Source organism: Roseateles sp. GW821-FHT09G09 (assembly GCF_059415965.1).
This window is the reverse complement of the sequence record NZ_JBWKOG010000004.1, coordinates 577607-604073: the sequence shown is the minus strand read 5'-3', so window position 1 is coordinate 604073 and position 26467 is coordinate 577607. Positions and strand designations below refer to the sequence as shown.

The 26467-nt window shown below is 69.5% G+C and carries 20 protein-coding genes; 6 read left to right on the top strand and 14 right to left on the bottom strand.

Annotated elements, in window-relative coordinates; all coding sequences use genetic code 11:
- Positions 1-269: 269 nt before the first annotated feature.
- From AC07O8_RS14050 to AC07O8_RS14040, 3 genes are all read left to right on the top strand, one after another.
- Positions 270-1187 carry a hypothetical protein gene (locus AC07O8_RS14050; protein ID WP_495048602.1) on the top strand — a complete coding sequence of 306 codons (918 nt, stop codon included), beginning with the start codon at positions 270-272 and terminating at the stop codon, positions 1185-1187.
- 92 nt (positions 1188-1279) lie between these two features.
- A complete protein-coding gene (locus AC07O8_RS14045; protein ID WP_377155956.1) occupies positions 1280-1429 on the top strand; it encodes a hypothetical protein in 150 nt (49 codons plus the stop codon).
- A 217-nt stretch (positions 1430-1646) separates the two neighbouring features.
- Complete coding sequence (locus AC07O8_RS14040) at positions 1647-4187, top strand: penicillin acylase family protein (RefSeq protein ID WP_495048601.1); 2541 nt, start codon at positions 1647-1649, stop codon at positions 4185-4187.
- 113 nt (positions 4188-4300) lie between these two features.
- Here the strand turns inward: AC07O8_RS14040 and AC07O8_RS14035 are convergent, their stop codons facing one another.
- The 8 genes from AC07O8_RS14035 to AC07O8_RS14000 all read right to left on the bottom strand — a co-directional run bounded on the left by AC07O8_RS14035 (position 4301) and on the right by AC07O8_RS14000 (position 16139).
- Entirely contained in the window at positions 4301-4660 is a 360-nt protein-coding gene (locus AC07O8_RS14035) for a hypothetical protein (RefSeq protein WP_067281747.1), read from the bottom strand.
- A gap of 674 nt (positions 4661-5334) precedes the next feature.
- Complete coding sequence (locus AC07O8_RS14030) at positions 5335-7509, bottom strand: TonB-dependent receptor domain-containing protein (RefSeq protein ID WP_495048600.1); 2175 nt, start codon at positions 7507-7509, stop codon at positions 5335-5337.
- Between the two features lie 138 nt (positions 7510-7647).
- The gene (locus tag AC07O8_RS14025) at positions 7648-8214 is read right to left on the bottom strand and encodes a hypothetical protein (protein ID WP_495048599.1); all 567 of its coding nucleotides are present in this window, start codon (positions 8212-8214) and stop codon (positions 7648-7650) included.
- 179 nt (positions 8215-8393) lie between these two features.
- Positions 8394-10964 (bottom strand): fused MFS/spermidine synthase, encoded by a 2571-nt coding sequence (locus AC07O8_RS14020; RefSeq protein WP_495048598.1) that lies wholly within the window; start codon positions 10962-10964, stop codon positions 8394-8396.
- Positions 10965-11122: 158 nt separating this feature from the next.
- Positions 11123-11758 carry a putative 2OG-Fe(II) oxygenase gene (locus tag AC07O8_RS14015; RefSeq protein WP_495048597.1) on the bottom strand — a complete coding sequence of 212 codons (636 nt, stop codon included), beginning with the start codon at positions 11756-11758 and terminating at the stop codon, positions 11123-11125.
- Between the two features lie 25 nt (positions 11759-11783).
- Positions 11784-12800: a HupE/UreJ family protein gene (locus tag AC07O8_RS14010; protein ID WP_495048596.1), complete on the bottom strand. Its 1017-nt coding sequence runs from the start codon at positions 12798-12800 to the stop codon at positions 11784-11786.
- Positions 12801-12808: 8 nt separating this feature from the next.
- Positions 12809-13789, bottom strand: a complete 981-nt coding sequence (locus tag AC07O8_RS14005; protein ID WP_495048595.1) for a peptidylprolyl isomerase — start codon at positions 13787-13789, stop codon at positions 12809-12811.
- Between the two features lie 97 nt (positions 13790-13886).
- Positions 13887-16139, bottom strand: coding sequence for a hypothetical protein (locus AC07O8_RS14000; RefSeq protein WP_495048594.1), 2253 nt, complete (start codon positions 16137-16139; stop codon positions 13887-13889).
- Between the two features lie 303 nt (positions 16140-16442).
- Here AC07O8_RS14000 and AC07O8_RS13995 point away from each other — a divergent pair, with 303 nt between their 5' ends.
- Positions 16443-17111 carry a PEP-CTERM sorting domain-containing protein gene (locus tag AC07O8_RS13995; RefSeq protein ID WP_495048593.1) on the top strand — a complete coding sequence of 223 codons (669 nt, stop codon included), beginning with the start codon at positions 16443-16445 and terminating at the stop codon, positions 17109-17111.
- 30 nt (positions 17112-17141) lie between these two features.
- Here AC07O8_RS13995 and AC07O8_RS13990 read toward each other — a convergent pair whose 3' ends face one another.
- The 6 genes from AC07O8_RS13990 to AC07O8_RS13965 form a co-directional block, all read right to left on the bottom strand.
- On the bottom strand, positions 17142-17528 hold the full coding sequence (locus AC07O8_RS13990; protein ID WP_495048592.1) for a hypothetical protein: 387 nt from the start codon (positions 17526-17528) through the stop codon (positions 17142-17144).
- Between the two features lie 9 nt (positions 17529-17537).
- Positions 17538-18140 (bottom strand): hypothetical protein, encoded by a 603-nt coding sequence (locus tag AC07O8_RS13985; RefSeq protein WP_495048591.1) that lies wholly within the window; start codon positions 18138-18140, stop codon positions 17538-17540.
- A gap of 176 nt (positions 18141-18316) precedes the next feature.
- Entirely contained in the window at positions 18317-20398 is a 2082-nt protein-coding gene (locus tag AC07O8_RS13980) for a TonB-dependent receptor (RefSeq protein WP_495048590.1), read from the bottom strand.
- A gap of 316 nt (positions 20399-20714) precedes the next feature.
- Positions 20715-21809, bottom strand: a complete 1095-nt coding sequence (locus AC07O8_RS13975; RefSeq protein WP_495048651.1) for an enoyl-CoA hydratase/isomerase family protein — start codon at positions 21807-21809, stop codon at positions 20715-20717.
- Positions 21810-21817: 8 nt separating this feature from the next.
- Entirely contained in the window at positions 21818-22726 is a 909-nt protein-coding gene (locus AC07O8_RS13970; RefSeq protein ID WP_495048589.1) for a DMT family transporter, read from the bottom strand.
- A gap of 82 nt (positions 22727-22808) precedes the next feature.
- Positions 22809-23840: an isoaspartyl peptidase/L-asparaginase family protein gene (locus tag AC07O8_RS13965; RefSeq protein ID WP_495048588.1), complete on the bottom strand. Its 1032-nt coding sequence runs from the start codon at positions 23838-23840 to the stop codon at positions 22809-22811.
- A 267-nt stretch (positions 23841-24107) separates the two neighbouring features.
- On the opposite strand from AC07O8_RS13965, the gene AC07O8_RS13960 reads away from it, so the two are divergent.
- Together AC07O8_RS13960 and AC07O8_RS13955 are read left to right on the top strand one after the other, a co-directional pair.
- Positions 24108-25286: an acyl-CoA dehydrogenase family protein gene (locus AC07O8_RS13960; protein ID WP_495048587.1), complete on the top strand. Its 1179-nt coding sequence runs from the start codon at positions 24108-24110 to the stop codon at positions 25284-25286.
- Positions 25287-25301: 15 nt separating this feature from the next.
- Positions 25302-26423 carry an acyl-CoA dehydrogenase family protein gene (locus AC07O8_RS13955; protein ID WP_495048586.1) on the top strand — a complete coding sequence of 374 codons (1122 nt, stop codon included), beginning with the start codon at positions 25302-25304 and terminating at the stop codon, positions 26421-26423.
- Positions 26424-26467: the final 44 nt, after the last annotated feature.

The following is a 26467-nucleotide window of genomic DNA, read 5'->3' as shown; positions in this document are numbered from 1 at the left end:
GCGATGCCCGCGAGCGGGCGCCCGACGGGGCTTGTCGGCTGCACCCCACATCGGCGCCGTCAACGCCTCCTTCGAGGCAGTCGATTGTTTCCAATTGCATCGAAGCCCTCGAATGCGGCGACGCCCCGGCTTGCGTACGTCGTACCATCCCCGCGCCTCCGCGGTCTCCTGCTCCACGTCCGATGTCTCCGTTCCGTCGCCCGCCTGGCTTTGCCAGGGGCCTCCTGCGCCTTCGCGGCGCCGTCCCTGCGCTGCTCATCGCCGCGGGAATGGCGCTGCCGTCGGCGCACGCGACGCAGGCACTTACGAAGCCCAGGACGGCCAAGGCAATCACGGCAACGACGGCTGCGAAGGCAGCAAAGCCAGCGACGGCGGCTTCCTCGGCGACCGAGCCGGCGCCCAACCTGGCGAAATCCGAACTTGCCGACATCGCCGACCTGCGCAAGCGGATGGCCGCCAAGACCGTGGTCGTGACCCGGCATGCCGAGGTCGCCGACATCGCCATCCAGGTCTGGGCGCGGACGACGCTCCCAAGGAAGTACTACGCGGCCGTGACGCAGCAGGGCACGCTGCGGCGCACGCTCAGTTTCAACGACGAGGCCGAGGCCTGGCGCAGCTACGACAGCTTCCGCCGCATGGCCGGCCTCGGCGAGGTGGGACGCCCGGTGCTGCTCGGTCAGCAGATGCCGGCGACGGTCGGGCAGGCGACGGCGTCGACGATTGCGACGATTCCCCTGCCGACGACGGTGCCCTCGACGTCGCCTTTCACGGCGCCTGCGTCTCGCGTGCCGGTGCCCGTGCCCGTGCCCGTGGCCATCGCCGCCATTGGCTCACCTGATCCGGACGTCATCGCCCGCGCGCCATCGCCGAGGAACGACACGCTCATGGCGGCGCGCGAGATCTCCGCGACATCGGGCGAATCCGTGGAGCCGCGCGCGGCAGGTTCCGCCGTCGAGACCCTGCGTCGCGCCCGCTTCGGCGACGAGGTGGCGCGCCTGGTCTGGAGCGCCGAGAGCTCGCAGTACCTTGTATCGCTCACGAGGCAGGGCTCGGTCGTGGCCATGCTGCGCAGCCGCGATGCGGCCGAGGCGACACGCGCCTACGAGGACTATGCGCGCCAGGCTGAGACGCGCGCCTCGCTGCTGCCGGGGCGCTCGGCGGCGCCCGTGTCGGCGGCGGCTCGCTAGCGGCGGCCCCTCGTCCTACAGACACCGACCCGGGAACGGCGAAGACTGCATGCATCCGGCCCTCGCGGCCATTCGCGCATCAGGAGCACGCCATGATCCGCAAGCTCAGCAACGGCCAGTACCGCCTGTACTCCCGCAACCCCGATCCGAAAACGGGCAAACGCCGCAACCTCGGCACCTTCGACACCCGCGAGGCCGCCGAGAAGCATGAGCGGGAGGTGCAGTACTTCAAGCGGCATTGAGCGCCTCAAGGCGTTCACTCGTCCTCCTCGTCGTAGTCTTCGTAATGGTCGTAGCGAAGTCGATTCGCCCTCGAAGGGCGATTAAACGGGGGACACACCTTCGTGTGAGTCACTCCCCCTACACAAACCGATGCAGGTCACTGCATCCAAGCCTCTATGCTTGTGTCGAACCGGCACGCCCGGGCGTGCCGATCACCAGAGCACAGGGAGACAAGACATGCGACTTTCCGTTCGAGGCGGCAGCAGGCCGCTGGGTGCATTGACCTTGGCGATCGCCGTCGGATCGGCCGCGCTGCTTGCGGGCTGCGGCGGCGATGACGACGGCGACGATGGCGGCACACCCGCCGCCAGGTACAGCGCCGAGATCCGGCGCACCGCCCTGGGCGTGCCCCACATCAAGGCCGCCGACTGGGGCGGCGCCGGTTACGGCTACGGCTACGCGCAGGCCCAGGACGACCTGTGCACCATCGCCAACTCGATGCTCACCTTCCGCGGCGAACGCTCGCGCCACTTCGGCGCCGACGCCGTCGTCCCCTTCCAGGGCACCATCGGCCAGCCGAAGAACCTGGACTCGGACTTCTATCACCGCCACGTCCTCAACGACGACGCGATGCAGCGCCTGATCGCCGCGCAGCCCGACAAGCTCAAGCAGCTCGTCGCCGGCTTCGCCGCCGGCTACAACCGCTACGTCCGCGAGATCAAGACCGGCGCCGAACCCACCGCCCACGCGGCCTGCCGCAACGAGGCCTGGGTCGTGCCGGTCACGGACACCGACATCTTCCGCCGCATGTACGCCGCCCACTTCGCGGCGGGCTACAGCAACTTCGTCGCGCAGATCGCCAACGCGACGCCGCCCGCCGCCGCGACACCCACGATGGCCTCTGCCAAGCCGCAGGCCACGCGCCGCGCGCGCACCGCGGCGCCGCGACCGCTCGCCATCGCCAGGGCGCACCTGCCCGACTTCCAGGTCGGCGGCAGCGACGGCGTGGGCAGCAACATGATCGGCTTCGGCACCGCCGCGACCGGCGACGGCAGCCCGCTGCTGTTCGGCAATCCGCACTGGTACTGGCGCGGCCCCGACCGCTTCTACCAGGCGCAGCTCACCATCCCCGGCGAGCTCAACGTCGCCGGCACGTCCTTCCTGGCGGTCCCGGTCATCCAGATCGGCTACACCGACAACGTCGCCTGGAGCCACACCGTCTCCACCGCGCGCCGCTACGGGCTGTTCCAGCTCACGCTGACGCCCGGCGATCCGACCAGCTACCAGCGCGACGGCGCCGCCGTGAAGATGACGGCGCGCGCCCTCACCGTGCAGGTCAAGCAGGCCGACGGCAGCGTGACGCCGGTCTCGCGCACGCTCTACGAATCGCAGTACGGCCCCATCGTCAACCTCGGCCCGCTCAACGCCGCCCTGGGCTGGAACACGAACACCGTCTTCGCGATCCGGGACATCAACGGCGACAACCACCGCGTGTTCCGCGTCTGGCTGCGCTGGAGCCAGGCCAAGACGCTGGACGAGCTCGCCGCCATCCAGCGCGAGGAGTCCTCCATCCCCTGGGTCAACACCGTCGCCGTCGCGCGCGGCAGCGGACAGGCCTGGTACGCCGACATCGGCGCGATGCCCAATGTCTCGGCCTCGCAGCTCGCGAGCTGCGCGACGCCCTTGACCGCCGCGCTCAGCGCCGCGCTGCCGCGCACGCCGGTGCTGGACGGCTCCAAGAGCAGCTGCGACTGGCAGAGCGATCCGGACTCGAAGCAGCCCGGCGCGCTCGGCCCCGCGCGCATGCCCAGCCTGCTGCGCGACGACTACGTCCTCAACAGCAACGACAGCTACTGGCTCGCCAACACGGCCGCGCCGCTGACCGGCTATCCGGACGTGCTCGGGCCGGCCGGCACGACCTCGGTCAGCTTCCGCACGCGACTGGCCCATCTGCTGGCGCAGGGACGCCTGGCCGGTACCGACGGTTACGCCGGCAACAAGGCCACCAGCGAGACCGTGCGCGCCATGGTGCTCAACAGCCGCACGCTGACCTCGGAGCTCTTCCGCGACCAGGCGGTCGCGATGTTCTGCGCGCCGCCGGCGGCCTTCACCGTGAGCGGCGATCCCGCCACGGGCGAGACCTTCAGCCCGGCGCGCAGCGTCGATCCGACCGAGGCCTGCGCGGTGCTGCAGGCGTGGGACGGCAAGGCGCTGCTCGCATCACGCGGCGCGCATGTGTGGGACGAGTTCTGGACGCGCGCGTCGCGCATTCCCGAGGCCACGCTGTTCGCGGTGCCCTTCAGCAGCGCCGACCCGCTGCACACGCCGCGCGACCTGAACCCCGCCGTGAAGACGACGCTGCAGCAGGCGTTCGGCGCGGCGATCCTGCGCGTGCAGGCCAGCGGTTTCGCGCTCAACGCGACGCGCGGCGAAACGCTCTTCGCCACGCGCGGCGCCGAGAAGATCCCGCTCTTCGGCGGCTGCGGCCAGCCGCAGGGCTACTACACGGTGGCCTGCGCGCTCAGCCGGCTGGACCAGGGCGGCTACGACCTCAACACCGCGACCAGCGCCAACAGCTACATGCAGGTGGTCCGCTTCCCTGGCGAAGGCGTCGAGGCCTACACCTTCCTGACCTTCTCGCAGTCGGACGATCCGGCCTCCGCGCACTACAGCGACTACACGCGCGCCTACAGCGCGGGACAGTGGCAGAAGGTGCCGTTCTCGGAGGCCGACATCGCGAAGGACACGGCCTTCTCGACGAAGACGATCAGCGAGTGACCCGGCACGCGGGCCCACGACGACACAGCCGGCCGACCGCCTCGACATCGAGGCGGCGCGGCCGGCCGTGGCGCCCGATCGCGGGAGCGATCGGGTGGGGGGGAACGTCTGGGTCAGACCTGCAGCGCGCGCTCGATCTCGGTGAGCTTGTAGCGGGCCAGGGCCAGGTTGCCCTTGTTCTTGTCCAGCACCAGGTACAGGAACAGGCCGGCGTTGTTGGGCACCAGGCGGATCAGGTGGTACTGGTCCGTCAGCGTGATCAGGATGTCCTCGATGCCCTTGCGCAGGCCCAGCGACTCCATGGTCTGCAGCTTGGCGCGCACCACCTGCGTGTTGCCGGCCGCGGCCAGGTCCAGGTTCACGGCGGTGCCGGCCTGGGCCAGGCACATGCCGCTGCGGAAGTCGACCAGCGCGGCGGCCAGTGCGCCGTCGATGGTCATGGCGGCGTCGATGGACTGCTTCAGATTGCTCATGGGGTCTTTGTTCAGGGAGGGGGTGGGTTGCAGGGAGGTGAGCCCGAAGCGGCTCGTCAGCTTGTTGAATTCCTCGATCAGGACGAACCACAGCGTCTCGGGGCTGCTGTCGGGCAACCGGTAGAGCAGCGTGGACGGCGTGTCCGCCGTCACCATCGGCACGAGGGTCATCTCCTCGACGATGGCGCTGGGCATCAGCAGCAGGCGCACGGCCGGCACCTCGGCGGCCCAGGCGCGGCGCAGCAGGTCCAGCGCGCCGTGGACCGAACCCGGTCCGACGATCACCAGCAGACCAGCGGGGCCGTCGGCGGCGGCGAGGTCGTCGTTGGGATACGGCGGACGCACCCAATCGATGGTGGGCATGCCCGGCGTCGTGCTCAGCGCGATCGCCTGGCGGGATTCCGTGGTGGACAAGGTCGCGCCGGTCTGGCCGATGGCCAGACCGCCCAGGCGGGCCGTCATGTCGACGACACGCACACCGGATCTGCTCATGAAGTGGTCCCGAAAGTGGAGGAGACGACGCTTTGGCCGCCGGTCGCGGAGTGTGGAGAAAGCGCTTGCAGAGCGCGCCCCCACGCTTGAGGGGTCAGGGCTTGCTGCAGGCGCTCCGCGTGCCGAAGGTCACGACCGTCATGACGGGTCGCGGTGCATTCGGGCGCTGAGCGCCCTCGCCTTCACAGGCGTTGGCTGAAGGTCAGCTTGATGTTGCGACCCGGCGCATAGACCTGCTCGGCCAGGTAGGGCTGCACGCTGCGGTTGAAGAGGTTGTCGACCGCGAGCTGCACCTTCGTGTCCGCCCACGCGCCGCGGCCCTGCCACTGCGCGAAGAGCCCGTGCAGCCCGTAGCCCTTGGCCGGCGGCAGCGCGTAGGGCACGACCTCGTCGTCCGGCACCTTGTTCTGCGCGGCGACGAACTTCCCCTGCCAGCCCGCGGCCAATCCCAGCGACGGCCACTTCCCGCCGATCACGACGACCGCCTTGGGCGCGCCGATGTCGATCAGCGGCTGGTTCTTCGTCGCCCACGGGTCGCGGATGGAGCCGCGATGCTCGCCCCGCATCCAGGCCAGCGACACGCTGGCGAAGCCGCGCCGTTGCTCGTAGTGCGTCTCCGCCTCCGCGCCCTCGCTGCGGTAGCCGGGCAGGTTCCGGTAGAACGGCATGTTGGGCGGACGCTCGGTGCCGGGCTCCACGAAGATGCCGAAGCGCTTGTGGATGTTGTCGTGCACGAGGTTGCGGAAGACGGTGAAGGTCGCGGCCAGCGCGTCGCCGCTGCTGAGCCAGTCGGTGCGCTCGTGCTTCAGGCCGCCGCGCAAGGCGGTGACGCGCTCCTTGCGCAGGCCGCGGCTGGTGGCCGGCGCGCTGCTCGCGGCGGACTGGACCTCGAAGAGCTCGTCGATCACCGGCGCGCGCCAGGTCTTGCCGGCGTCCGCGAACAGCGCCGTGGCGGCCGTGGCCTGCCACTTCGCCGACAGGTGCTGCGACCAGCCGCTGTGATAGACGGCGCTGTAGTCGTGGCCGGCGGCCGGGTCGTTGTAGCGCGGCGCGAAGTTCGGCTGCCCCGCCGTGCGGACCTGGTCGTAGCGCAGGCCCGGCGTGACGGTCCAGGCGCCGAGGCGCAACTCGTCCTCCACCCAGCCGGAGACGGTGCGCTGCTCGCCGGACGGCATGTAGTACGGCTGCAGCCAGCCGTAGTTGTAGCTGGCGTCCCCGGTGCGGGTGTGCAGGAACATCAGCGTGTCGCGGTCATGCCGCTGCGCCTGCAGGCCCGTGGCCAGCGCGTGCGTCACGCCGCCGAGGTCGAAACGCGCGGTGTTGGTCACGTCGATCTGGCGGTCGCGGTAGGTCGCGTGGCTCTCCTTGCCGAGGCTGGCCGCGAAGTCGCTGGTGATGCTGTCGGGGCGCTGGTCGTCCTGGCGGCTGGACGACTGGGTCAGCCGCACCTGCAGGTCCAGCAGCGGCTGCGACGCGGGCGCATAGCTCCACAGCAGCGACTGCGTGCGGTCGGTCTGGTCGCGCCACAGCACCTTGCGGAGCCAGGCTTCGCGCTCGCCGTACTTCGCGATCTCGGCGGGCGTTGGCGCTGGCACCTCGTCGCGCTTGGCGGCGAACGGCGCCCAGGCCTTGCTGCGGCCTTCGATGTCGGAGAGCGTCAGCCGGCTCTCCCCGAGCTGCAGCGTCAGCTTCGCGAGCGCGGAGCGGCTGTGGGTCTCGGAGAACTCGTAGACGGTGTGATCGGCGCGCTCCTGGTTGCCGGAGTCGCGTCCGGTGACGGCGACCAGGAACTGCCAGGGCAGCGCGGCGCCCGGCTCGGCGCGGGCGAAGACGCTGCCCGACACGACGCGCTGGTCGTCGTTGCTCGCCCAGCCGAGCTTGGCCAGACCACCGATGCGCTCGCCGGGGCGCAGCAGGTCCTCGGCGTCCTTGCTCTCGACCAGCACCGTGCCGCCGAAGCCGCCGTTGCCGTAACGCACCGAGTGGGCACCCTTGTCGACGGTGATGCGCTTGATCAGTTCGGGCTCGATGAAGATCGATCCCTGCCGATACTTCTCGAAGCCCTTGTTGGCGCCGTCGAGCTGCACGCGGATGTCCTCGACATCGCCGAAGCCCCACATGTTCAGGCTCTGGCCGCCGGGGCGGAAGCTGCCGTTGAGGTCGACGCCCGGGAGGTTGTCGAGCAACTGCTGGACGGTCAGCGCCTGCTGACGCTCGATCTCGTTGGGCGTGATCGTGGTCTTGCCCGGAGCGACGCTGCGCACGCCGTAGACGGTGACTTGAGACAGCGTGACGGTGGGTGCTGAGGCAGCCGCTGCTGGCGCGGGCGCGGCGCTCGCGGAACTCGGCGCAGGCACCTCATCCGCCCAGGCGGCGAACGCGATCAGGGTGCTGACGAGGGGAAGAAGGCGGAACCGTTGGACGCTTCGAACTTGACGGAAGGACTGATTTTGCTTTTTAACTTCAAACACTTACAGAACAGATGAGAATTATTCTCAACAAAGTGTAGCAGCAGAACTTCCGTCTTGTGAACGAGCCGTGAAGGGGGAAGGGGTTTGTGCGAACAGCGCCGGACGAGGCACCGGGGTCAGGGTGTGCGTCGGGCGTCGCCGATGCATGTCGCGATCGATCAGGCGCCAAATGAACTTGTCGGTCAGCGCGCGAGCGACCTGATGCGACGCGTCGATCCGGAGGTCGTAGCTGAAGCCGGGCTCTTCCATCTCCGGCGGATAGATGTCGACACACTCGGGGTTTCCGCGGCAGATCTTCAGCCCACTTTCTCGCAGCACTTCCGCTGCGACCTGCAAGATCTCGACCATGCTGGTTGCCGTCATCCAATGCTCGGCAGCCGTCTGCTGAGCAACGTCCAGCAACTCATCCCAGTCGACGCGAGGGCATTTGGCATTCGGATCGACGCCTTTGTCGCAGGGCACCCCGAACAGCGCGTTCGGCTCTCGCAGAATGGCCATCAGATCGTGGAAATGGAAAGTCTTCCGGGGCGGAAGCCGCGACATGCCGGCCACCACCAGAGTTGCCCGTTCCAACTGCGCATTCATGTTCATTCCACATCTCCTGTTGCCAAGTCCACGACCCGGGAAGGCATGCAGTGTCGAATCAGAAGCGCGTTTGTCGATTCCCCTCGAAGGGCGATTCGGTGGGGGAAATCACTTCGAGTAGGTGAGTCCCCCTGCACATACTCATGAGGGCCATTGCGAAAGAATTGCGAGCGTCGCTGCGACGCTCACGGGCCTATTGATTGCAATGCCTGCGCGGCTTCGGGACGCGCGGGCTGCGCGTCGCGGAGTGCGGTGAGGACGCGGCTGGCCGTCGCCGCATCGCGCGGTGCGAGCGCCACGGCCATCTGCAGCAGCGGGTCGTAGGCGGGCCGGAAATCCGGACTCAGGCGCACCGCCTCGAGCAGCGGCCCGCCCACCTGCGCGAGCATCTCCGCAGGATCGGCGACAGGACGGGCCGAACGTCCCGCTTCCAGGAATCGGTCGCGCGCCTGCCAGTACGCGGCGATCCGCCGAGCGTCGGTCGGCGACCGCAGGCCGATGTCCGACGGTGAGGCGCTCACCTGATGCAGGAACTCGAAGAGCCGCTCCCTCGGTGTCGATGTCGATGTCGGCGCGTACACCAGACGCGGCGCGAGGTACGCGACGATCGGACGATCGTCCGTGTTCATCGGCACCCCAGCAGAGAAGGTCGCCAGCGATTTCGGTCCCGCAACGACGACGCCAAGCAACGCGAATTCGTCGTCGAGTCCGAAGTCGGCCAGCGACCGGCCATCGCGTCGCGCAGGCGCCCCTTCGACACGCGCGTGCCAGAACGCCAATGTCGGAGCCGGAACCAGAGTGGGAGTCGATGACGCCGCCGGACGCGGCGTCGTGGGATCGCGGCGGCCCACGAGCCCGATCACCGGCGTTTCCAGGCTGTTGGCCGCCAATACCGCGATCGCGTCGGGGTACACCGACAGGAAAGCGCGCGTGACGCTGCGCAGGCTGTCGAGGTCGAGCTGGTGCAACGGCAGCCATTGGCAGAACAGCCCCTGCGGTGCGAGGCGCTCGCGCACCGCTGCGAAATGCTCGCGGGTGTAGAGCGCGCCGGAGCCGCTGCGCGCCGGATGGAAGTTGTCCGAGACGATCACGTCGTAGTGCGCCTCGGACGCGCGCACGAAACGCCGCGCGTCCGCCGCGACGAGGCGCGGCATTGCGCCGTCCAGTCCCAACGCTCGCGTGAAATGCGGCGACGCCTCGATCACCTCGGGAAGCAGCTCGACCGCGTCGACCTGCAGCGAGGCATCCTGCGCCGCGACGCCCGAGGTCGCACCCGTGCCCAGTCCCAGGAACAGAGCGCGACGCGGCGCCGGGTGCATCAGCACGGGCAGCAAGGCCTGACGCCCGTCGACGAACAGGCTCGCGCTGCTGCCCTCCTGCTGCCGGTTGTTGATGCGCAGCCGGGCGACGCCTTGTTCGTCCTCGACGACGCTGACCGCGGCCATGCTGTCTTCGGCGTAGCTCACAAGATGCGCACCGACCGGCAGGTCGACGAACGCGAGCGGCGCCCCGAATGCAGCCATGAACACGAGCGCAACGGCCGCCACCGCCGGGATCGACGGGACCACCGCGATCGCGCGCCCGGACACCGCCCTCGATCCGCTCCTCGGCGCGCGCTTCAGCCTCCGCCACGTCTGCGAGCCGGCCATCGCGGCGGCCAGGTAGCCGCCAGCGATCAGCAGCAAGGCCGCCTTCGGACCGAGCCACGGCGCAATGACGACGCCGAACAGCGGCGCGGCCAGGGCGGCGCCGAGCGTGTTCACTGCGAGCGCGCGTCCGAAGGCGACGCCCTGCCCCATCGCCTGCGCGCTCAGATGGCTGAACCACGCGCCCATGGCGAGCGTCGGCAGCCCGAAGGCGGCGACGGCGAGCAGCGCCTCCGCGCCGAGCGCCGCCGCGAAGCCCGTGCCGAGCGTGTTCATCGCACCGTTCTTCAGCCCTGGCGCCGCCCACAGCGCGGCGAGGCCGAGCAGGCAGGCCGCGCCGAGGGCACCGGGCAGCAACGACGAGAGCCGGTCCTCTTCCTTTGGCTTCACCCATCGTCGCCACCACCACTGGTAGCCCGCCGCGCCGAGGGACGTGCCGACCAGGTACACGGCCAACAGCAACGCGAAGGTATAGACGGTGTCCTCGTTGAGCTGACTGAGCACGCGCACGACGATGACTTCGTACCCGATGCCCAGCAGGCCGCTGAGCGCGAGCAGCGTCAAGGCCATGGCCCGAGGCCAGCGAGCGCCGGCGGGACCGGAACGGTGCGTGGAGGTCCCGGACGGGAGCCTCCATGCATCGTGCAGGGCCGCGCTCGGCCGTTCGGAGTGAAGCCACGTCCATGCGCCGATCGCGCACAGGGCGTTCATCCCCACGCAGACGCCGGTCGTCGCCGCGAGGCCGAAGGCGGGCACCAGCCAGAACGTCGCCAACAGCACGCCAAGCACGGCGCCGAACGTGTTGGCGGCGTAGAGCCCGGCGATGGAGCGTTTCTCCTCGGCACCGACGATCCGTTCGATTGCCGGCAGCGTCGCGCCCATCGCGGCGGTCGCGGGCAGCAGCAACAGGAAGCTCGCGCTGAAGGTCACCGTCCACTGCCACCAGACGGCGGGCTCTGCGCCGATCCAGTGCTCGACGGCGTCCCCCACGGGTTGCATCAGGACGATCAGCGCCAGCCCCCACAAGCCGATCACTGCCTCGCAGGCGATGTACCAGCGCAGCGGCGACGCCGATCGCTCGATGCGTCCTCCGAAGGCGACCGCGCCCAACGCGAGTCCGCCGAAGAACGCCGTGATCACGGCCAGCACGGCCGCCGCTTCGAATCCGAGCCACAGCGCCGATTGCTGCGTCCAGACCATCTGGTAGCCCAGCCCCGCGAAGCCCGACAGGCCCATCAGCGCCAGCGCGACGCTGCGCGCGCGTGTCGTCATCCGCTGAACCCGACCGTGTAGCCCCACGAATTCAGCCGCGCCGGGATCGCGTTGAACGCGAGGCTGACGCGCGTCTGGCCTTCGTTCGGCGGCACCGCGTGCATCAGGTAGCTCGGGAACAGCACCAGGTCGCCGGGCGACGGCGACGGGCTGATCCACTTCTCCGCGTTGAACGGCCCCGCGACCATGCCGGGGTGATCGTTCTTGAAGCTGAAGTCCGTCCCGCCCGGCGATTTCATGAAGACGGTCCGCGCGGAGTCGTCCGTCCCCGTCAGGTACACGATGCCAGAGGCGAAGCTGTTGGCATGGTTGTGCATCGCCTGATGACCGCCGTGCGCCATCACGTTGACCCAGAGCTCCTTGACGCCCCAGGGCATGCGCTCGCCGAAGAGCAGCGCGCCGAACTCCGACAGCGGCCCCGCCAGCAGCGCGGCGACGTCGACCAGCAAGGGGCTGTCGCCCGGTTGCAGCATCCGCGTGTGCACCAGCTTCGTCGAGCTGTTGTTGTCCCGCATGGCCTGCGTGCTGAAGTGGTCCACGAGGGCCGCGACCAGCGTCGCCGGCAAGGCGCCCGGCACGCGCATCACGGGCGTCGGGAACAGGCTGAAGGTTTCTGGGGCGCTCGTGGTCATGGTCGTGGTCATGGTTGCGCCCCCCTCAGCCGACGATCGCCGCGATGCGCAGCCACGACCAGTAGGCCGCCGCGGAACCGATCAGGTACAGCAGCGCCGTACGCAGCCGGCCGGTCCACGACCAGCGGCCCGCCACGCGCCACAGCGCCCAGCACGCGCCGACCGTCATCAACTGCCCGATCTCGACGCCGACGTTGAAGGTCAGCAGCGCGACCAGCAGGTGGTTCTCCGGCAGACCGATCTCGCGCAGCGCGCCGGCAAAGCCCAGGCCGTGCACCAGCCCGAACAGGAAGGCCACCAGCGCCGGCCAGCGGCGCGCCAGCGTGTCGCTGCCGTTGCCGCCGCCGACGTTGGCTCCGCCGTTGCTGGTGCGGCTCGTGCCGTCATGACGGTGGCGTGACGGCCTCAGCGCCTCGCACGCGACCAGCACGATGGACAGCGCGATCGTGGCCTCCACGGGCGGCGGACGCAGCTGCAGCCAGCCCAGCGCGCTCATGCCCAGCGTCAGGCTGTGCGCCGCGGTGAACGCCGTGATCGTCCACAGCAGCTGGCGTCGGAAGCCCACCAGGAACAGCAACCCGATCACGAACATCAGATGGTCGATGCCCGCCAGGATGTGCTCCACGCCCAGCAGCGTGTAGGCGCGGGCGATCTCGCCCATGCCGCGCCTGTCCTGCGCCGAGCCGAACAGCTGCACCGACGGCTGTCCCGCCGTCAGCGTGTAGACGCTGGTCTGGCCGTCGATCCAGAACACCTTCACCAACGCCGCCGAATACTGCCGGCCGACGCCCTCCATCGTCAGCGTGCCCGTCAGGCCCGCCTGGCCGCAATGCAGGTTCAGCCCCTCCGCCGTGCAGCCCTCGGGCCACACCGGCGCGAGCACCTCGTCGGCGGCGCGTTTCTCGCTCGCCGTCCATTGCCAAATGAACTCGCCGCGCGCGGTCTCGCGCACCTGCATCTCGGCCATGCTCATCTCGTGCGCCTGCGCGGCGCCGCCGACGAACGCGGCCGTCGCCATCAAGAGGCTGAGGATCCCTCGCATCCAGCGGCTCATTTCGATTCGCCTCCGACGGCGGTGGCTGGTGCGGTCTTCGCCGGCGAGGTCGTGGACCCGGCGCCTTCCCGGCTGATCGTGTACTTGCGGCTCAGCGCGAGCACGGCGGCACTGCGCTGCTCCGACAGCGTCGCGTCGGTCCAGTCCTGCAGCACGATGCCGCGCAGCACGTTGAAGTCGCCCGGACGGGCCGGCGACGTCGAGACCAGCCGCATCGCGCGCCACGCCGGATTGCCGCCCTCCACCGTGCGGAACACGCGCCATTCGCCGACCGTCGACGACTCGATCGCCTTCGCGAAGTCCGCGCCGTAGCTCTGCACGAGGTTGGCGTGCGGCCGGCCCTTGAAGACGCGCAGACCCGCGCCGGCATCGCCCGAGGCGCCGCCATTCCCGCTGCCACTGCCACTGCCACTGCCACTGCCGTTCAGCTTCGCGACGAACGCCCGCAAGGCCGCCTCGTCGGCGTCGCCCGAAAGCACAGCCTCCTCGAAGTCGAAACGCGCGGGATCGTCGTACTTCTCCCGGTGCGATTCGAACCAGCGCCGCAGATGCGCGTCGTCTGCCGGCGGCAGCTTTACGCCGGCGTCGATCATGCTGAGCGATTTGAAGATCACGCGCTCGCGGATCGCAGAGTCGCCCTTGTCGAGCTGCAACGCCAGGCCTTCGCGATACAGCACCTCGTTGTCGAGCCACACCTGGCGCAGCGCGGCGAGTTCCTTCGCATCCGGCGCGCGGCCGCGCGAGGCGGTGAAGACCTGCGTCGCCTCGGCGTCGACCTCGGGCCCCACGACGATCCGCATCGGGTCGTCCGCGCGGCTGACCATCACGTGGTCCACGCCGAACAGCACGCCGCCGAGCAGCAGGAAGTGCAGCAGCGGCTCGCGCGTCCACGCGGGCCAGCGGCGCTTGGAGGACGAGGAGGACGAGGAGGACGAGGAGGAAGTGGAAGCGGCGCGCGCTTCGGTCGCAGGGGGCATCGTCATCGACATGGCAATCGGATCTCTTCAGAAAATGAAAATGCGCCGCACGACCTGGCGTGCGGCGCTGCCGGTCAATTGACCAGCGCGGCGACGGTTACTTGACGCCGGCGACCTGCGTCCAACCGCTGACCTCGATGTAGACGGGGTTGCTGTAGAACCAGAGGTCCGACCAGGCCGCCACGTCGTAGGCCACGTACTTCACGCCGCCGACGGTCGGCAGGTGGTTCGGGCAGCCGTCGATCGTCGTGCCGGTGTAGGTCGTGCCGTTGGCCGGGACGTTGCTGCCCACCGTCGTGCAGGCGATGCGCAGCTTGGTCGAGTCGTTGGCGTTGGTGTACAGGTCGGCCAGCGGATTGCCGCTGCCGTCGGTCTCGAAGGGCACCGACGCCGGCAGGTTGGTGCCGCGCAGGCGCACGTACTGCGAGGCCGTCACCGCCGGGATGCGATAGCTCATCTTCAGGAACTGCGTGCTGTCCGCGCCCGAGACCACCTTGACCCACGGCGACGCCCCGGCGCCGTTGAAGGTGCGGATGACCGCGGCCGTCGTGTTCTTGGCGGCGGCCGGCACGTTGGCCAGGCCGGTGGTCGTGCCGTCGGTGCGCAGCCAGTTCGTGTTGCGCGGCCATTCGCCGGCGTAGTCGGCCGAGCCGGGCGCGCGGTAGCCGCTGACCAGACCGCGGATCAGGTCGATGTGGTCCAGCACCGGCTGGTTGATCGGCTGCTCGATGCCGACCTGCTTCAGCGACGGATTCGGGAAGCTGTAGGGCGAGTAGTTCGTGCCCGCCGGATCGCGCACCGCGACGGCGACGACGAGCTCGGCGCCCGGACGCACCACCAGCTTCTCGCCCATCGTGGCGCAACCGGTCACGTCGGTGTCGGTGTTGCCGGAGGCGGCATTCAGCGCGAGCTGCTCGACCGACGCGCTGCTGCGCGCGCCCGGACCCGCGTACGAGGCGCAGACGACCACGGCCAGGCGGTCGATCAACTGGCCGGTCGTCGACCAGGCGTTGCCCGACCGCAGGCCGTTGACGATGGCCTGCGGGCGCAGCTTGTCGGTGCCGTTGCGGACCATCGCGTAGGTGCGCTGGTATTCGCCGGGGTAGAAGTCCTGCGTCGAGCGGCGGTCGTCCGGACCGAAGCTGCCGCGGTTGTGCCAGTCGGAGCTGGCGAAGAACCAGAAGTTGCGGCCTTCCCCGAGCAGCGCGTCCCACACGCCGCCGACCACGCCCGCGTACACGCCGGTGCCGCCGAAGGTCGTGCCGCCAACGGAGTCGACCTTCTCGCTGCCGAAGGTGTTGCGGTTGACCTGGTACTCGCCGCGGTTGGCCGACGCGCCGTGGCCCGGCTGCGACTCGAAGCCGAAGGCGATGCCCGGGGCCGCGTTGTTGAAGTTGCGCAGGTGCTCGATGTTGAAGCCCTGGTTGCCGTCGGCGTAGAACGGGCCGGCGCGCTCCAGGTGGGCCGGCACGTAGTAGCTGGCGGTCGCGTGGTTCTGCGCCATCCACTTCAGCGCCTCCACCGTCTTCAGGTGGCCCCGCGTGCCGGTGCCGGCGCCGCCGGCGGGCATCAGCTTCTGGGCCTGGGTGTTCCAGCTCGCGTCCGACTGGCTGTTGCTGCCGGAGACGGCGCAGTTCCAGTTGTTGCCCACGTTGGAGCCGGTGACGTTGCCGCGGCTGCGGTCGGTGTCGCCGCGGTCGAAGCAGTAGGACCACTGGGCCAGCGCGTCGGCGTTGCCCAGCGCGGAGAAGCTGCCGCTGGCGGGCAGCGTGGTGTTGTCGATGCCGTTGGGCATCTGGCCCGTCACGATGGACATCGAGCTGTGCTCATGGCCGGCGACGACCGATTCCATGCCGATGAACAGCGGCACGTTCTTGGCGACCGCCAGGTATTCCAGCAGCGGGTACTGGAACTCCTGGATCGACTGCCAGCGCCACATGTTGCCGTTGCCGCCGATGCCGCCGCCGTCGCCCTTGATCGCGGCCGCGCCGATGCTGGCGGTCCAGGTCGTCGTCGGCCCCTGGCCTTGCACGAAGGGGTAGGCCGGCGTGGAGAGCGAGGCGTCCTCCACCAGCGTGCAGTTGCGGTTGCCGTTGCCGCCGTGGCCGGCCTGGACGAACCAGTCCAGGCCCCAGGGGGTGTCCTGCTTGTCGGTGACCTTCTTCACCAGCTTCTGCATCGAGATCGAGCCGTCGGAGCAGGTGGTGTGGTTGTGGAAGTCGCCGCTGACGTAGCGGCCGGGGGTCTTGCCCGCGGCGGCGGCCGGCGCCGGCACGGTGGACAGCGAGAGGGAGCCGAGGGCGGCGAGCGCGGCGAGGGCGACGTCGCGTCGGGCGAAGGGGAAGCGCATGGTGGAAGCTCCAGGAGTCCGTGAGGACCGGTGAGGGTCGGTGAGGATCGGGTGAGGACCGGATGAGGAAAAAGTCACGCGGAGCGTAGAAAGCCGGCTTGACCGAGCCGTGACAGCGCCGTGGCAGTGGCCGGAAACGCGTCCCCTGAAACCAGGGACGCGGGAAACCCGTGGAACGAGACTTCCGTCACGCGACTGCCTTGGACGGATTCGAGACTGCCGGGCGACGCGTCTCGACGTGCAGGCCCGATCCGCCCGGCCTGCACGCGGGAGGCAACCCCTGACCCCCACCGGAGAACCTCCATGAAGCGTGCTGCTTCCCCCGTCCTGATGTCCCTGGCCGCGCTGTCGGCCCTCGCCCTGTCCGCGGCGCCGGCGCATGCCGCCAACGCCTGGATCGACTTCGACGGCCCGACGAGCTTCGCCTCGGTCGCGGACTACTACAACGGCGGCACCGACGGTGCCGGCGCCAGCGGCGCCAACCTGGGCGTGTCGTTCAGCGGCTCGATCCTGGGCTTGGCCAACGACGGCCTGGCTGACAGCCCAAGCGGCAACTACTTCAGCAACGCCCCGACGATGGGCGGCGTGATGTTCAACAACATGGGCGAAACCGGCCTGATGAACGTCGCCAAGGGCTTCACCGGCGAGGTGTCGCTGTTCTATTCGTCGGCCAGCGCACTGGCCGGCGCGGTCACGATCTACAGCGGCCTGAACGGCACGGGCTCGATCCTGGGTTCGTTCTCGCTGCTCAACAACGCGCAGGCGGGCTGCTCGGATTCGTCGTATTGCCACTTCGACCTGGCGTCGGTGAGCTTCGCCGGTGTGGGCCGCTCGCTGGTGTTCAGCGGCGATCTGAACGCGGCGGTCGACAACATCGCCATCACGGCGGTGCCGGAGCCGCACACCTACGCGCTGATGCTGGCCGGCCTGGCGGCCGTCGGATTCGTGGCGCGGCGCAAGCAGTCGAAGTAAATTTCCACCGGGGCCTTGCCGGCCCCGTCCTCAGCTGCCACAGGTCTTGAAAAGCAGTCGCGCGTCGTGGAGTTGCTTCTTGAGATCGATCACGCTCACGGAGCGGCGTAGACGATAGTCCGCGATCACGCGCTGGTCCTTCTGTCGGCTCAGAAGCCGGTGCAGGTCGACCGATTGACACTTCTGCTTGGACGTACAGGCACCACTGGGCGCCCCGAGCCTGTCGATCAGGCGTTGATGAACGCCGCCCTGCGGCTTTGCGACATGGCCGCGTCGGGCCAGTCCGCGCTCCCACGCCAGACATCGGTGGAAGGACGCGTAGTACGCGCGGGAGATGGCGGAACGACGCCACGGCTCGCCAACACGAGAGGCCTGCTCGCCGGCCAGTTCCAGAAGATTCTCAGGTTTGATTGACATGCGATCTCCTCAGTCCAAGTCTTGATTCCAATCGAAACTCTCATCCGCGTCGTCGTCCCCAGCTCCTTGAACGAAGCTGAAGCAGAACCCGTGATAAGGCACGCCGACCTGATTGGCGATCCCATCGAGTTCACGCGTCAGGTCACTGGCTCGCTTCCAGTCGGTATCGACACTCAGCTCGATGAAGATATCCATCGTTTCCTCCTCATGGAGAAAGAGAACCGCCATCTCACCGGCGCAGATCCGGACGCCGTTCTTGAGAAGCACTTCGGCCCCCAAGTGCAAGTGAAACAGCACATCACTGCACCGGGTCTCCCAATAGTCAAGGAACGTTGCAATCTGATGCGGCGCCAAGGCCCAGTCGACCAACTCTCCCCGGTCCCTGGCCTTGCGCTCCGACGGCGTTCCAAAGAACGCCTCGGGCGCGCGCAACATGCGGATCAGCCGCGCCAATCCAGGCATGTCTTCCGACTCAGCGAGCTCCGCCGACATCGACGGATCGTCGATCGGCGAGGAGTGCGCCAATGCCGTCTCTGGCTCGGTCACCCGCTCCTCCAGTGAGTCCGTCTCCGGCTCCATCTCCAACTCATCTTCCACTTCTGCAAACCCCATCGCGTCTCTCCTTCACTACTTCAACACGCATCGAGCTCGCGGCTCGAATGCATGCAGTGTCGAAGGGAAAGCGCGTTTGTCGATTCCCTCCGAGGGGCGTTGTGATGGGGGGCGTTGATTGAAGTAGGTCAGTCCCCCTGCGTCTATGCAGAAGAGGTCATTGATTCAACGCCGCGTCAGAAGCTGCGGCGCAGCGTGACGCGCACGGTGCGCGGTTCGGCGGGATGGACGTGACGATCGGCGACCGGCGCGGCTTCGCCGGCCAGCTGCGATTCGTAGAAGTACTCGATGTCGTTGACCTGGCGGTCGAAGAGATTGAAGACGTCCAGCGTCAGCTCGGTCTTGGTGCCGAAACGCCGGCTCACGCGCAGGTTGGTCGTCAGCGACGAGTGCGAGCGGACGCTGTTGTCCTCGATCAGCGCGCCGCTGCCGAGGTAGCGCCATTGCAGGCTCGCCGACCAGGGGCCGAGTTCGCGCACGGTCACGCCCATCGAGGCGACCTTGTCGACCGCATTCGGAATTCGATTCCCCGCGGGATCCGCATCGGAGAAACGCGCGTGCGTCCATGCGAAGTCCGCATCGATCAGCAGCCACGGCAGCGGCACGTAGCGGTTGTTCCACTCGATGCCGCGCCGTTTGCTCGGCCGGTTGGCCTCGGTCGCGCCAGCGTCGCCGACGTAGACCAGCTCCGAATCGAAGTCCAGCTTCCACAGCGCCACCGAGCTCTGCAGCCCAGGCACGATCTCGCTGCGCAGGCCGAGCTCGTACCCCTTGGCCTTCACCAGGCCTTGCGCCGGGTCGATCGCGCTCGTCACGCCGCGCGCGTCGTTGCTGTGGAAGCCGCGGCCGGCGTTGACGAAGAACTCCGTCTTCGCCCACGGTCCCAGCACCAGCGAGAACTTCGGCGACACCAGCGTATCGCGCGCGTTGCCGGCGTTGCCCTCCCCTGCACGGTGGTCCACGCGGAAGCGTCCCTGGTCCGCGCGCAGGCCCAGCACCGAGCGCGCCCACGGCGCCAGCTCGACGCTGGTCTGACCGTAGACGCCGGACATGGTCTCGCGCACGTCGTCGTCGCGCGTCGTGTCGGTGTCCGGATCGACGACCACGCGCGCCACCGTGTTGAACAGCCCCACGCGCGTCCGGTCCTGGCGCACCTGGAAGCCGAGCTCGGAACGCGCCGGCAGGCCGCCGAGCGTGTGATCGACCGCGTGGCTGCCGCTCAGGCCGTAGACCTTGCGGTCGTCCTTCTGCGCGAACTGGTCGCCGACCTCGGGGCGCTCCATCGCGTAAGTGAAGTTGGAGTAGAGCGCCAGCTGGTAGGCCATCGCGTAGGCGGCCAGGCGCGTGGTCGAGCCATCGGTGTCGCGCTGCCAATCGGCGGACAGGCTGCTGCGACGCGTGTCGCCGCCGTCGCTCCGATCGACCGCATCGAAGCGCCCGAACGCCCGCCCGTTGAAGGTGCCCGCATCGATCAGGCGCTGCGGCACCTGGTCCGTCGACGTCCAGTCGGCGCGGTAGTCCATCAGCCCGATGCGCCAGCGGTCACCGCGGGCTTGTCCCGCACCGCTCCGGCCTCGGGTGCCGCCCGACAGGCTCAGCACCACATTGCGTCGGTGGAGGTCCTCGGGGAGCGTCCACGGACCGTCGTTGCGCATGGCCTCGACGGCGCCGAGCAACTGCATGCCGCCGCCGATGTCCGTCGACCCGGCCGCCAGGCCGCGCCGGTACTTGCCTTCCCCCAGCGTCAGCGCGACGAACGGATCGTCGAGCTGGCGGAAGTAGCCGATGTCCGCCGACCCCGCCGCCGCGAAATCGCCGTTGCCGGCGAAGTACGGCCCCTTGCGGTAGTCGATGCGCTCGACCAGTTCGGGGATCAGGAAGTTGAGGTCCGAGTAGCCCTGGCCATGCGCATGGCTGGGCATGTTGACCGGCAAGCCCATGACCGTCGTGGCGAAGTCGGTGCCGTGGTCGAGGTTGAAGCCGCGCAGGAAGTACTGGTTCGCCTTCCCGTCGCCGCTGTGCTGCGTGACGATCAGTCCCGGAACGAACTCGAGGACCTCGCCCGGTCGCAGTGCCGGGCGGCTCTTCAGCAGCTCGGCCCGCACGGCCCCTTGCGAGGCGGCGTCCGTCGTGCCGATGCCGTTGTCGTAGTGGCGGCCCCTGAGCTCGACGCGATCGAGCGTGACCGGTTCCGCCTTGGCCACCCGGATGGGCGCCGCGACCTCGTCCTGTGGCGCCGCGGTCGTCCGGGGCGACACGACGACGTCGCCGCTCCCTGGAATCTGGGCACACGCGGGGCCGCAGACCGCCAACACCACCGCGCCGAAGCGCGCCCTGTTCGCGGCCCTGGGCCCTCGCCTGATCGTCATCCGTCCGTCGCTCCGAAATCCCTCCGCACGGGGCGTGCGAAGTGCGGCGACTCTAGGCATGCGGTGTGAAGGTTCTCTGAAAACGCGGGGCCGGGTGTTGCCCGTCACTTCCGTGAGGGACAACGCGGGCGAGGAGCGACCCGCGGTGTCATCCGTCGACCGGCCCGGCGGCCGGCCGCTCCGGTCGGCCGCTCCGGTCAGCCCGTCAATCGAGTCCGCGCAGCGGGTGCTCGGCGGCCGTCCAGGGGCTGCGGAAGAAGGCCTCGACGTCGGCGCGCGTCACGTCCTCGACGCGGGCCGGGTTCCACTTCGGCGCATGGTCCTTGTCGACGGCCAGCGCGCGCACGCCCTCGACCGTCTCGCTGGCCGCGCCGGGCCGCAGGTGGAAGCAGTGGTGCACCAGGTCGCGCTCCATGCGCAGATCGTCGGCCAGGCTCATCGTGCGGGCGCGCCGCACCTGCTCCAGCGTGACCGCCATCATCAGCGGCGAGCGCCGCCTCAGCGTCGCCAGCGTCGCTTGCGACCAGGGATCGGCGTCCGCCGCGAGCGAGGCGAACAGCGCCGGCACCGAGGCCGCCGAGAAATGCCTGTCGATGCAGGCGCGCGAGTGCCAGTGCTCGGCGGCCGGCGCCAGGTCGACGCGCTCCATCACGGTCGCGACCACGTGCTCCGCGCTGTCCTGCACGCCGGTCCGCAAGGCCGCGACGATCGCCGGCAGCTCGCTGCTCTGGACGAAGACGTCGCCCAGGCCGAACTCGATCGCGTCGCCCGCGCCGATGACCTGGCCGGTCAGCGCCAGCCATTCACCGCTGTGGCCGGGGCATCGCGACAGGAAGTAGCCGCCGCCGACGTCCGGGAACAGGCCGATGTTGGTCTCGGGCATCGCGAGCTTGGAGTGCTCCGTCAGCACGCGCAGCCGCGCGCCCTGGCTGATGCCCATGCCGCCGCCCATCACGACGCCGTCCATCAGCGCGATGAAGGGCTTGGGGAACTCGTGGATCAGGTGGTTGAGCGCGTACTCCTCGGTGAAGAACGCGTCGAGCGCTTCGTCACCGGCAAGCGCCGCCTGGTGGAAGAAGCGGATGTCGCCGCCCGCGCAGAACGCCGCGGGCTTGCCCTCGCGGCCCGCGCCCATCAGGGCGACGGCCTGGATGGCGGGATCCTTCGCCCACGCGGTCAGCAGCGCGGTCATGTCGCGGATCATCGCCAGCGACAGGGCGTTCAGCGCCTGCGGACGGTTCAAGGTGATCAGGCCCAGGCAGCCGTTGACCTCGGCCAGGACCTGCCCTTCGGATTGCAGCGACGGAATCACAGCGACATCTCTCCACTCGTAGAAGCTGCCGGGCGGCGCCACGCGGCCAGCAGCTCGTTGCCAATCAATGCGGCCAGCACCATAACACCGCCGAGCAGCGCCGCCGGCGACGGCGCCTCGTCCGCCAGCAGCCAGGCCCACAGCACGCCGAGCAGCACTTCCATCAATCCCAGCAGCGCGACCTCGGCTGCCGGCAGCACCCGCGTCAGCTGCACGACGATCAGGCAGGGCAGCGCCAGCTGGAAGATGCCGAGGCCGGCCAGCAGCAGCAGGTCCCGGCCCGACGCCGCGAACGGCCAGGCCAGCGGCAGCGTCACCAGTGCCGACAGCAGCGCGCCCAGCCAGACGGCGGGCAGCAGGTCAGTCTCGCCGTCGCCGGCGCGCGCCTGCAGCAGCGTCCAGTTGCTGGCCGCGGCCACGGGCACCGCCAGCGCGACGCCCATGCCCAGCCACGCCGTCGCACCGCTGTTCATCTCGCTCGCGAACATCCAGCCGATGCCCGCGCTGGCGACCCAGATCGCGATCCAGGTCCGCGCGGCCAGCCGCTGATGCAGGAAGACGCGCGCGAACAGCGCCGTCAGCAGCGGTCCCAGCGCCATCGTCACCAGCACGTTGGCCACGCCGGTCATCGTCAGCGCCAGCATGAAGGCCGTGTACATCACGGCCCAGCACAGCCCCGAGCCCAGCACCGACGGGGAGCGGCGCAGGCGCGGCAGCGCGTGCCGCCAGTAGTCCCGGCCGCGCAGCAGCGGCAGCAGGACCGTCAGCGCCAGCGCGTTGAACGCGCTGCGCCAGAAGGTCACCTCGAAGCCGCGCGCCGAGTCGAGCTGGCGCGACACCGCGCCGGCCGTGCTCCACAGCAGCGTGACCAGCAGCATCAGCAGGACGGCGGCGCGGTGGCTCATGGCGTCAGTCGGTCCCGTGCGTTCCATTCGCTCTCATTGGTCTCATTCGGTCCAGCTCGGTCCAGCTCGGTCTCATCCACGCTCATTCGTCCCGGTAGACGCCGACCACGGGCGTGCCGCCGGCCTCGACCCAGCCGCGGTACATGCCCTCGGTGTTGAAGCCGAGCCAGACGTTGCCCAGGGTGTCGACCGCGATCAGGCCGCCGTCGCCGCCCACCGTCGGCAGCTCGTCGAAGACCACGCGCGCGCAGGCCTCGGCGAGCGGCAGGCCGCCGATGCGCATCAGCGCGCCGACCTCGTGCGCCGCGGCGGCGCGGATGAAGGCTTCACCGGTGCCGGTGCAGGACACCGCGACGCTGCGGTCGTCCGCATAGCAGCCCGCGCCCGGGATCGGCGAATCGCCGACGCGGCCGGGCCGCTTGTTCGTCATTCCGCCGGTGGAGGTCGCCGCGGCGAGGTGACCCGCCGCGTCGCGGACCACGGCGCCCACGGTGCCGAACTTGGTCTGTTCGTCGAGGGGGCCGCCGGTGGTCGGGCCGTTCGGGCCGTTCAGACCGGCATCGGCGACCGCCTGCTGGCCGTCGTGGTCCAGCACCTGGCCGGACGCCGACGCCCTCGCCTGCGCCAGCTGCGCGAGCCGCTGCGGCGTGCCGAACCAGTCCGGCGCCACGCGCTCCAGGCCCTGCTCGAACGCGAAGCTGTCCGCCGCCGTGCCGACCAGCAGCACGTGGCCGCTGTGCGCCATCACCGCCCGCGCCGCCAGCACCGGATTGCGCACCCGCGTCACGCCGGCCACCGCGCCGGCGCTGCGATCGCGCCCGTCCATCACGCTGGCGTCGAGTTCATGCCGCTGGTCCGCCGTGTACACCGCGCCCTTGCCGGCGTTGAAGAGCTCGCACTCCTCCAGCCGGCGCACGGCTTCCACGGCCACGTCCATCGCGGCGTCGCCGCGGGCCAGCCGGGTGGCGCCGTCGGCCAGGATCTCCGCCAGCGCGGCGCGGTAGCGCGCTTCCATCTCCGCGCTCATGCCGGCGCGGCGGATCGTGCCCGCGCCGCCATGCAGGGCGAGGACGGGCCTCGGCAGGGAGGTCGGAAACAAGGACGGGGACGACATCGGGGAAGACGTCGGGAGCGAGGTCGGGGGAGACGTCGGGAGCGAGGTCGGGGGAGACGTCGGCAGCGAGGTCGGGGGAGAGGTCGGGAGCGAGGCGGTCATGGCGGATCTGCGGAGCCCGGAAGCCGCGCATTCTCCCCCGCCCCCGGGATGCCCCTGGCTTTGTCCCGGTCGGGACAGGAAAAAATCGAACGCTCGTGCTAAAACCCGGCGCAGTCCGCGGGGCACGTGCCCGACAAGACATCCAGGACCGCAGGAGACACGACGATGGATCTCAACTTCACGCCCGAAGAGCAGGCCTTCCGGGCCGACATCCGCCAATGGGTGGCCGAGCACCTGCCCAAGGACATCAGCCACAAGGTGCACAACGCGCTGCGGCTGAACAAGGACGACCTGCAGCGCTGGGCCCGCATCCTGGGCAAGCAGGGCTGGCACGGCTGGGCCTGGCCCAAGCAGTTCGGCGGACCGGGCTGGAATGCCGTGCAGCGCCACCTGTTCGAAGAGGAATGCGCGCTGGCCGGCGCGCCGCGCGTCGTGCCCTTCGGGCCGGTGATGGTGGCGCCCGTGATCATGGCCTTCGGCTCGCGCGAGCAGCAGGAGCGCCACCTCCCCGGCATCATGAGCGGCGACGTCTGGTGGAGCCAGGGCTACAGCGAGCCGGGCTCGGGCTCGGACCTCGCCTCGGTCAAGACGCGCGCCGAGCGCCGCGGCGACACCTACGTCGTCAACGGCCAGAAGACCTGGACCACGCTGGGCCAGTACGGCGACTGGATCTTCTGCCTGGTGCGCACCGATTCGAGCGTCAAGCCGCAGGCCGGCATTTCCTTCCTGCTGATCGACATGAAGTCGCCCGGCGTGACGGTGCGGCCGATCACCATGCTCGACGGCGAGCACGAGGTCAACGAGGTCTTCTTCGACGACGTGGTCGTGCCGGCGGAGAACCTCGTCGGCGAGGAGAACAAGGGCTGGACCTACGCCAAGTACCTGCTCGCGCACGAGCGCACCAACATCGCCGACGTCAACCGCGGCAAGCGCGAGCTCGAGCGCCTGAAGCGCATCGCCAAGGCCGAGGGCGTCTACGACGACCCGCGCTTCCGCGACCAGATCGCGCTGCTGGAGGTGGACATCGTCGCGCTGGAGATGATGGTGCTGCGCGTGCTGTCGGCCGAGTCCAGCGGCAAGCAGTCGCTGGACGTCGCCGGCCTGCTGAAGATCCGCGGCAGCGAGATCCAGCAGCGCTACACCGAGCTCATGATGCTGGCCGCCGGGCCGTATGCGACGCCCTTCATCCAGGAGGCGATGGAGGCCGGCTGGCAGGGCGACCAGGTCGGCGCGGCCCATTGCGCGCCGCTCGCGAGCCACTACTTCAACTATCGCAAGACGACGATCTACGGCGGCTCGAACGAGGTTCAACGCAACATCGTCGCGCAGACGGTTCTGGGCTGAGGCAGGAGACACGACATGGATTTCGATTTCACCGAAGACCAGAACTCGCTGCGCGACGCGGTGCGGCGCTACGTGGACAAGGATTACGGCTTCGACCAGCGCCGCGCGATCGTGAAGGCGGGCGGTTTCTCGCGCGACGCCTGGCAGGCGCTGGCCGGGCTGGGCCTGACCGCGCTCGCGGTGCCCGAAGCCCACGGCGGCCTGGGCTTCGGCCCGGCCGAGGCGATGGTCGTGATGGAAGAGCTGGGCCGCGGCCTGGTGATGGAACCGTATGCGCAGGGCGGACTGGTGGCGCCGGCCGTGCTTGCACACGCCGGCGGCGACGTGCAAGGCGAGTGGCTGCCGCGCATCGCCGGCGGCGATGCCTTGGTCGTGCTGGCACATCAGGAGCGCCGCGCGCGTTACCGGCTCGAAGTCTGCGACACGCTGGTGTCCGCTGACCACCGCCTCATCGGCGCGAAGAGCCTGGTGCCCGCCGGTGACGCGGCGGACGCTTTCATCGTGCCGGCGCGCGCTTACAACGCAGGCCAGGGCATCGCGCTATATCTCGTCGCGAAGGACGCGGCCGGCCTCACGCTGCGCGGTTATGGGCTGCACGACGGCTCGCGCGCCGCCGAGCTCACGCTCGATCGCACGCCTGCCACCCTGCTGGTCGGGCCGGGCCAGGGGCTCGACGTGCTGGAACACGCCGTCGACATCGCCATCGCCGCGCAGGCGGCCGAGGCGGTGGGCGCGATGGACCGCTTCGTCGCGCTGACAGCGGACTACCTGAACACGCGCAAGCAGTTCGGCGTCGCGATCGCGAGCTTCCAGGCGCTGCGCCACCGCATGGCCGACGTCAAGATGCAGCTGGAGCTGGCGCGCTCGATGAGCTACTTCGCCACGCTCAAGCTGAACGAGCCGGCGGAGGCCCGCCGCCGGGCGATCTCGCAGGCCAAGGTGCAACTGGGGCAGTCGATGCGTTTCGTCGGCCAGCAGTGCACCCAGCTGCACGGCGGCATCGGCGTGACGGACGAATACATCGGCAGTCACTACTTCAAGCGCCTGGCCGTCATGGAGATGCAGTACGGCGACTCGCTGCATCACCTCGGCGAGGTCAGCGCGCGCATGCAGGACACGGCCGGCGTGTTTGCTTGAGCGGCTTGCGCTGAATGAAGCGGGCATAAACTGAGCGGAGCTCG

Bases quoted from the DNA above. Each gene is read 5' to 3' on its own strand.
- AC07O8_RS14005 (WP_495048595.1), bottom strand. From the start codon at position 13,789: ATGCCCCCTGCGACCGAAGCGCGCGCCGCTTCCACTTCCTCCTCGTCC.
- AC07O8_RS14035 (WP_067281747.1), bottom strand. From the start codon at position 4,660: ATGAGCAATCTGAAGCAGTCCATCGACGCCGCCATGACCATCGACGGC.
- AC07O8_RS14025 (WP_495048599.1), bottom strand. From the start codon at position 8,214: ATGAACATGAATGCGCAGTTGGAACGGGCAACTCTGGTGGTGGCCGGC.
- AC07O8_RS13965 (WP_495048588.1), bottom strand. From the start codon at position 23,840: ATGTCGTCCCCGTCCTTGTTTCCGACCTCCCTGCCGAGGCCCGTCCTC.
- AC07O8_RS14050 (WP_495048602.1), top strand. From the start codon at position 270: ATGGCGCTGCCGTCGGCGCACGCGACGCAGGCACTTACGAAGCCCAGG.
- AC07O8_RS13985 (WP_495048591.1), bottom strand. From the start codon at position 18,140: ATGGGGTTTGCAGAAGTGGAAGATGAGTTGGAGATGGAGCCGGAGACG.
- AC07O8_RS14015 (WP_495048597.1), bottom strand. From the start codon at position 11,758: ATGACCACGAGCGCCCCAGAAACCTTCAGCCTGTTCCCGACGCCCGTG.
- AC07O8_RS14000 (WP_495048594.1), bottom strand. From the start codon at position 16,139: ATGCGCTTCCCCTTCGCCCGACGCGACGTCGCCCTCGCCGCGCTCGCC.
- AC07O8_RS13990 (WP_495048592.1), bottom strand. From the start codon at position 17,528: ATGTCAATCAAACCTGAGAATCTTCTGGAACTGGCCGGCGAGCAGGCC.
- AC07O8_RS14045 (WP_377155956.1), top strand. From the start codon at position 1,280: ATGATCCGCAAGCTCAGCAACGGCCAGTACCGCCTGTACTCCCGCAAC.
- AC07O8_RS13995 (WP_495048593.1), top strand. From the start codon at position 16,443: ATGAAGCGTGCTGCTTCCCCCGTCCTGATGTCCCTGGCCGCGCTGTCG.
- AC07O8_RS14040 (WP_495048601.1), top strand. From the start codon at position 1,647: ATGCGACTTTCCGTTCGAGGCGGCAGCAGGCCGCTGGGTGCATTGACC.
- AC07O8_RS14010 (WP_495048596.1), bottom strand. From the start codon at position 12,800: ATGCGAGGGATCCTCAGCCTCTTGATGGCGACGGCCGCGTTCGTCGGC.
- AC07O8_RS13955 (WP_495048586.1), top strand. From the start codon at position 25,302: ATGGATTTCGATTTCACCGAAGACCAGAACTCGCTGCGCGACGCGGTG.
- AC07O8_RS13960 (WP_495048587.1), top strand. From the start codon at position 24,108: ATGGATCTCAACTTCACGCCCGAAGAGCAGGCCTTCCGGGCCGACATC.
- AC07O8_RS13970 (WP_495048589.1), bottom strand. From the start codon at position 22,726: ATGAGCCACCGCGCCGCCGTCCTGCTGATGCTGCTGGTCACGCTGCTG.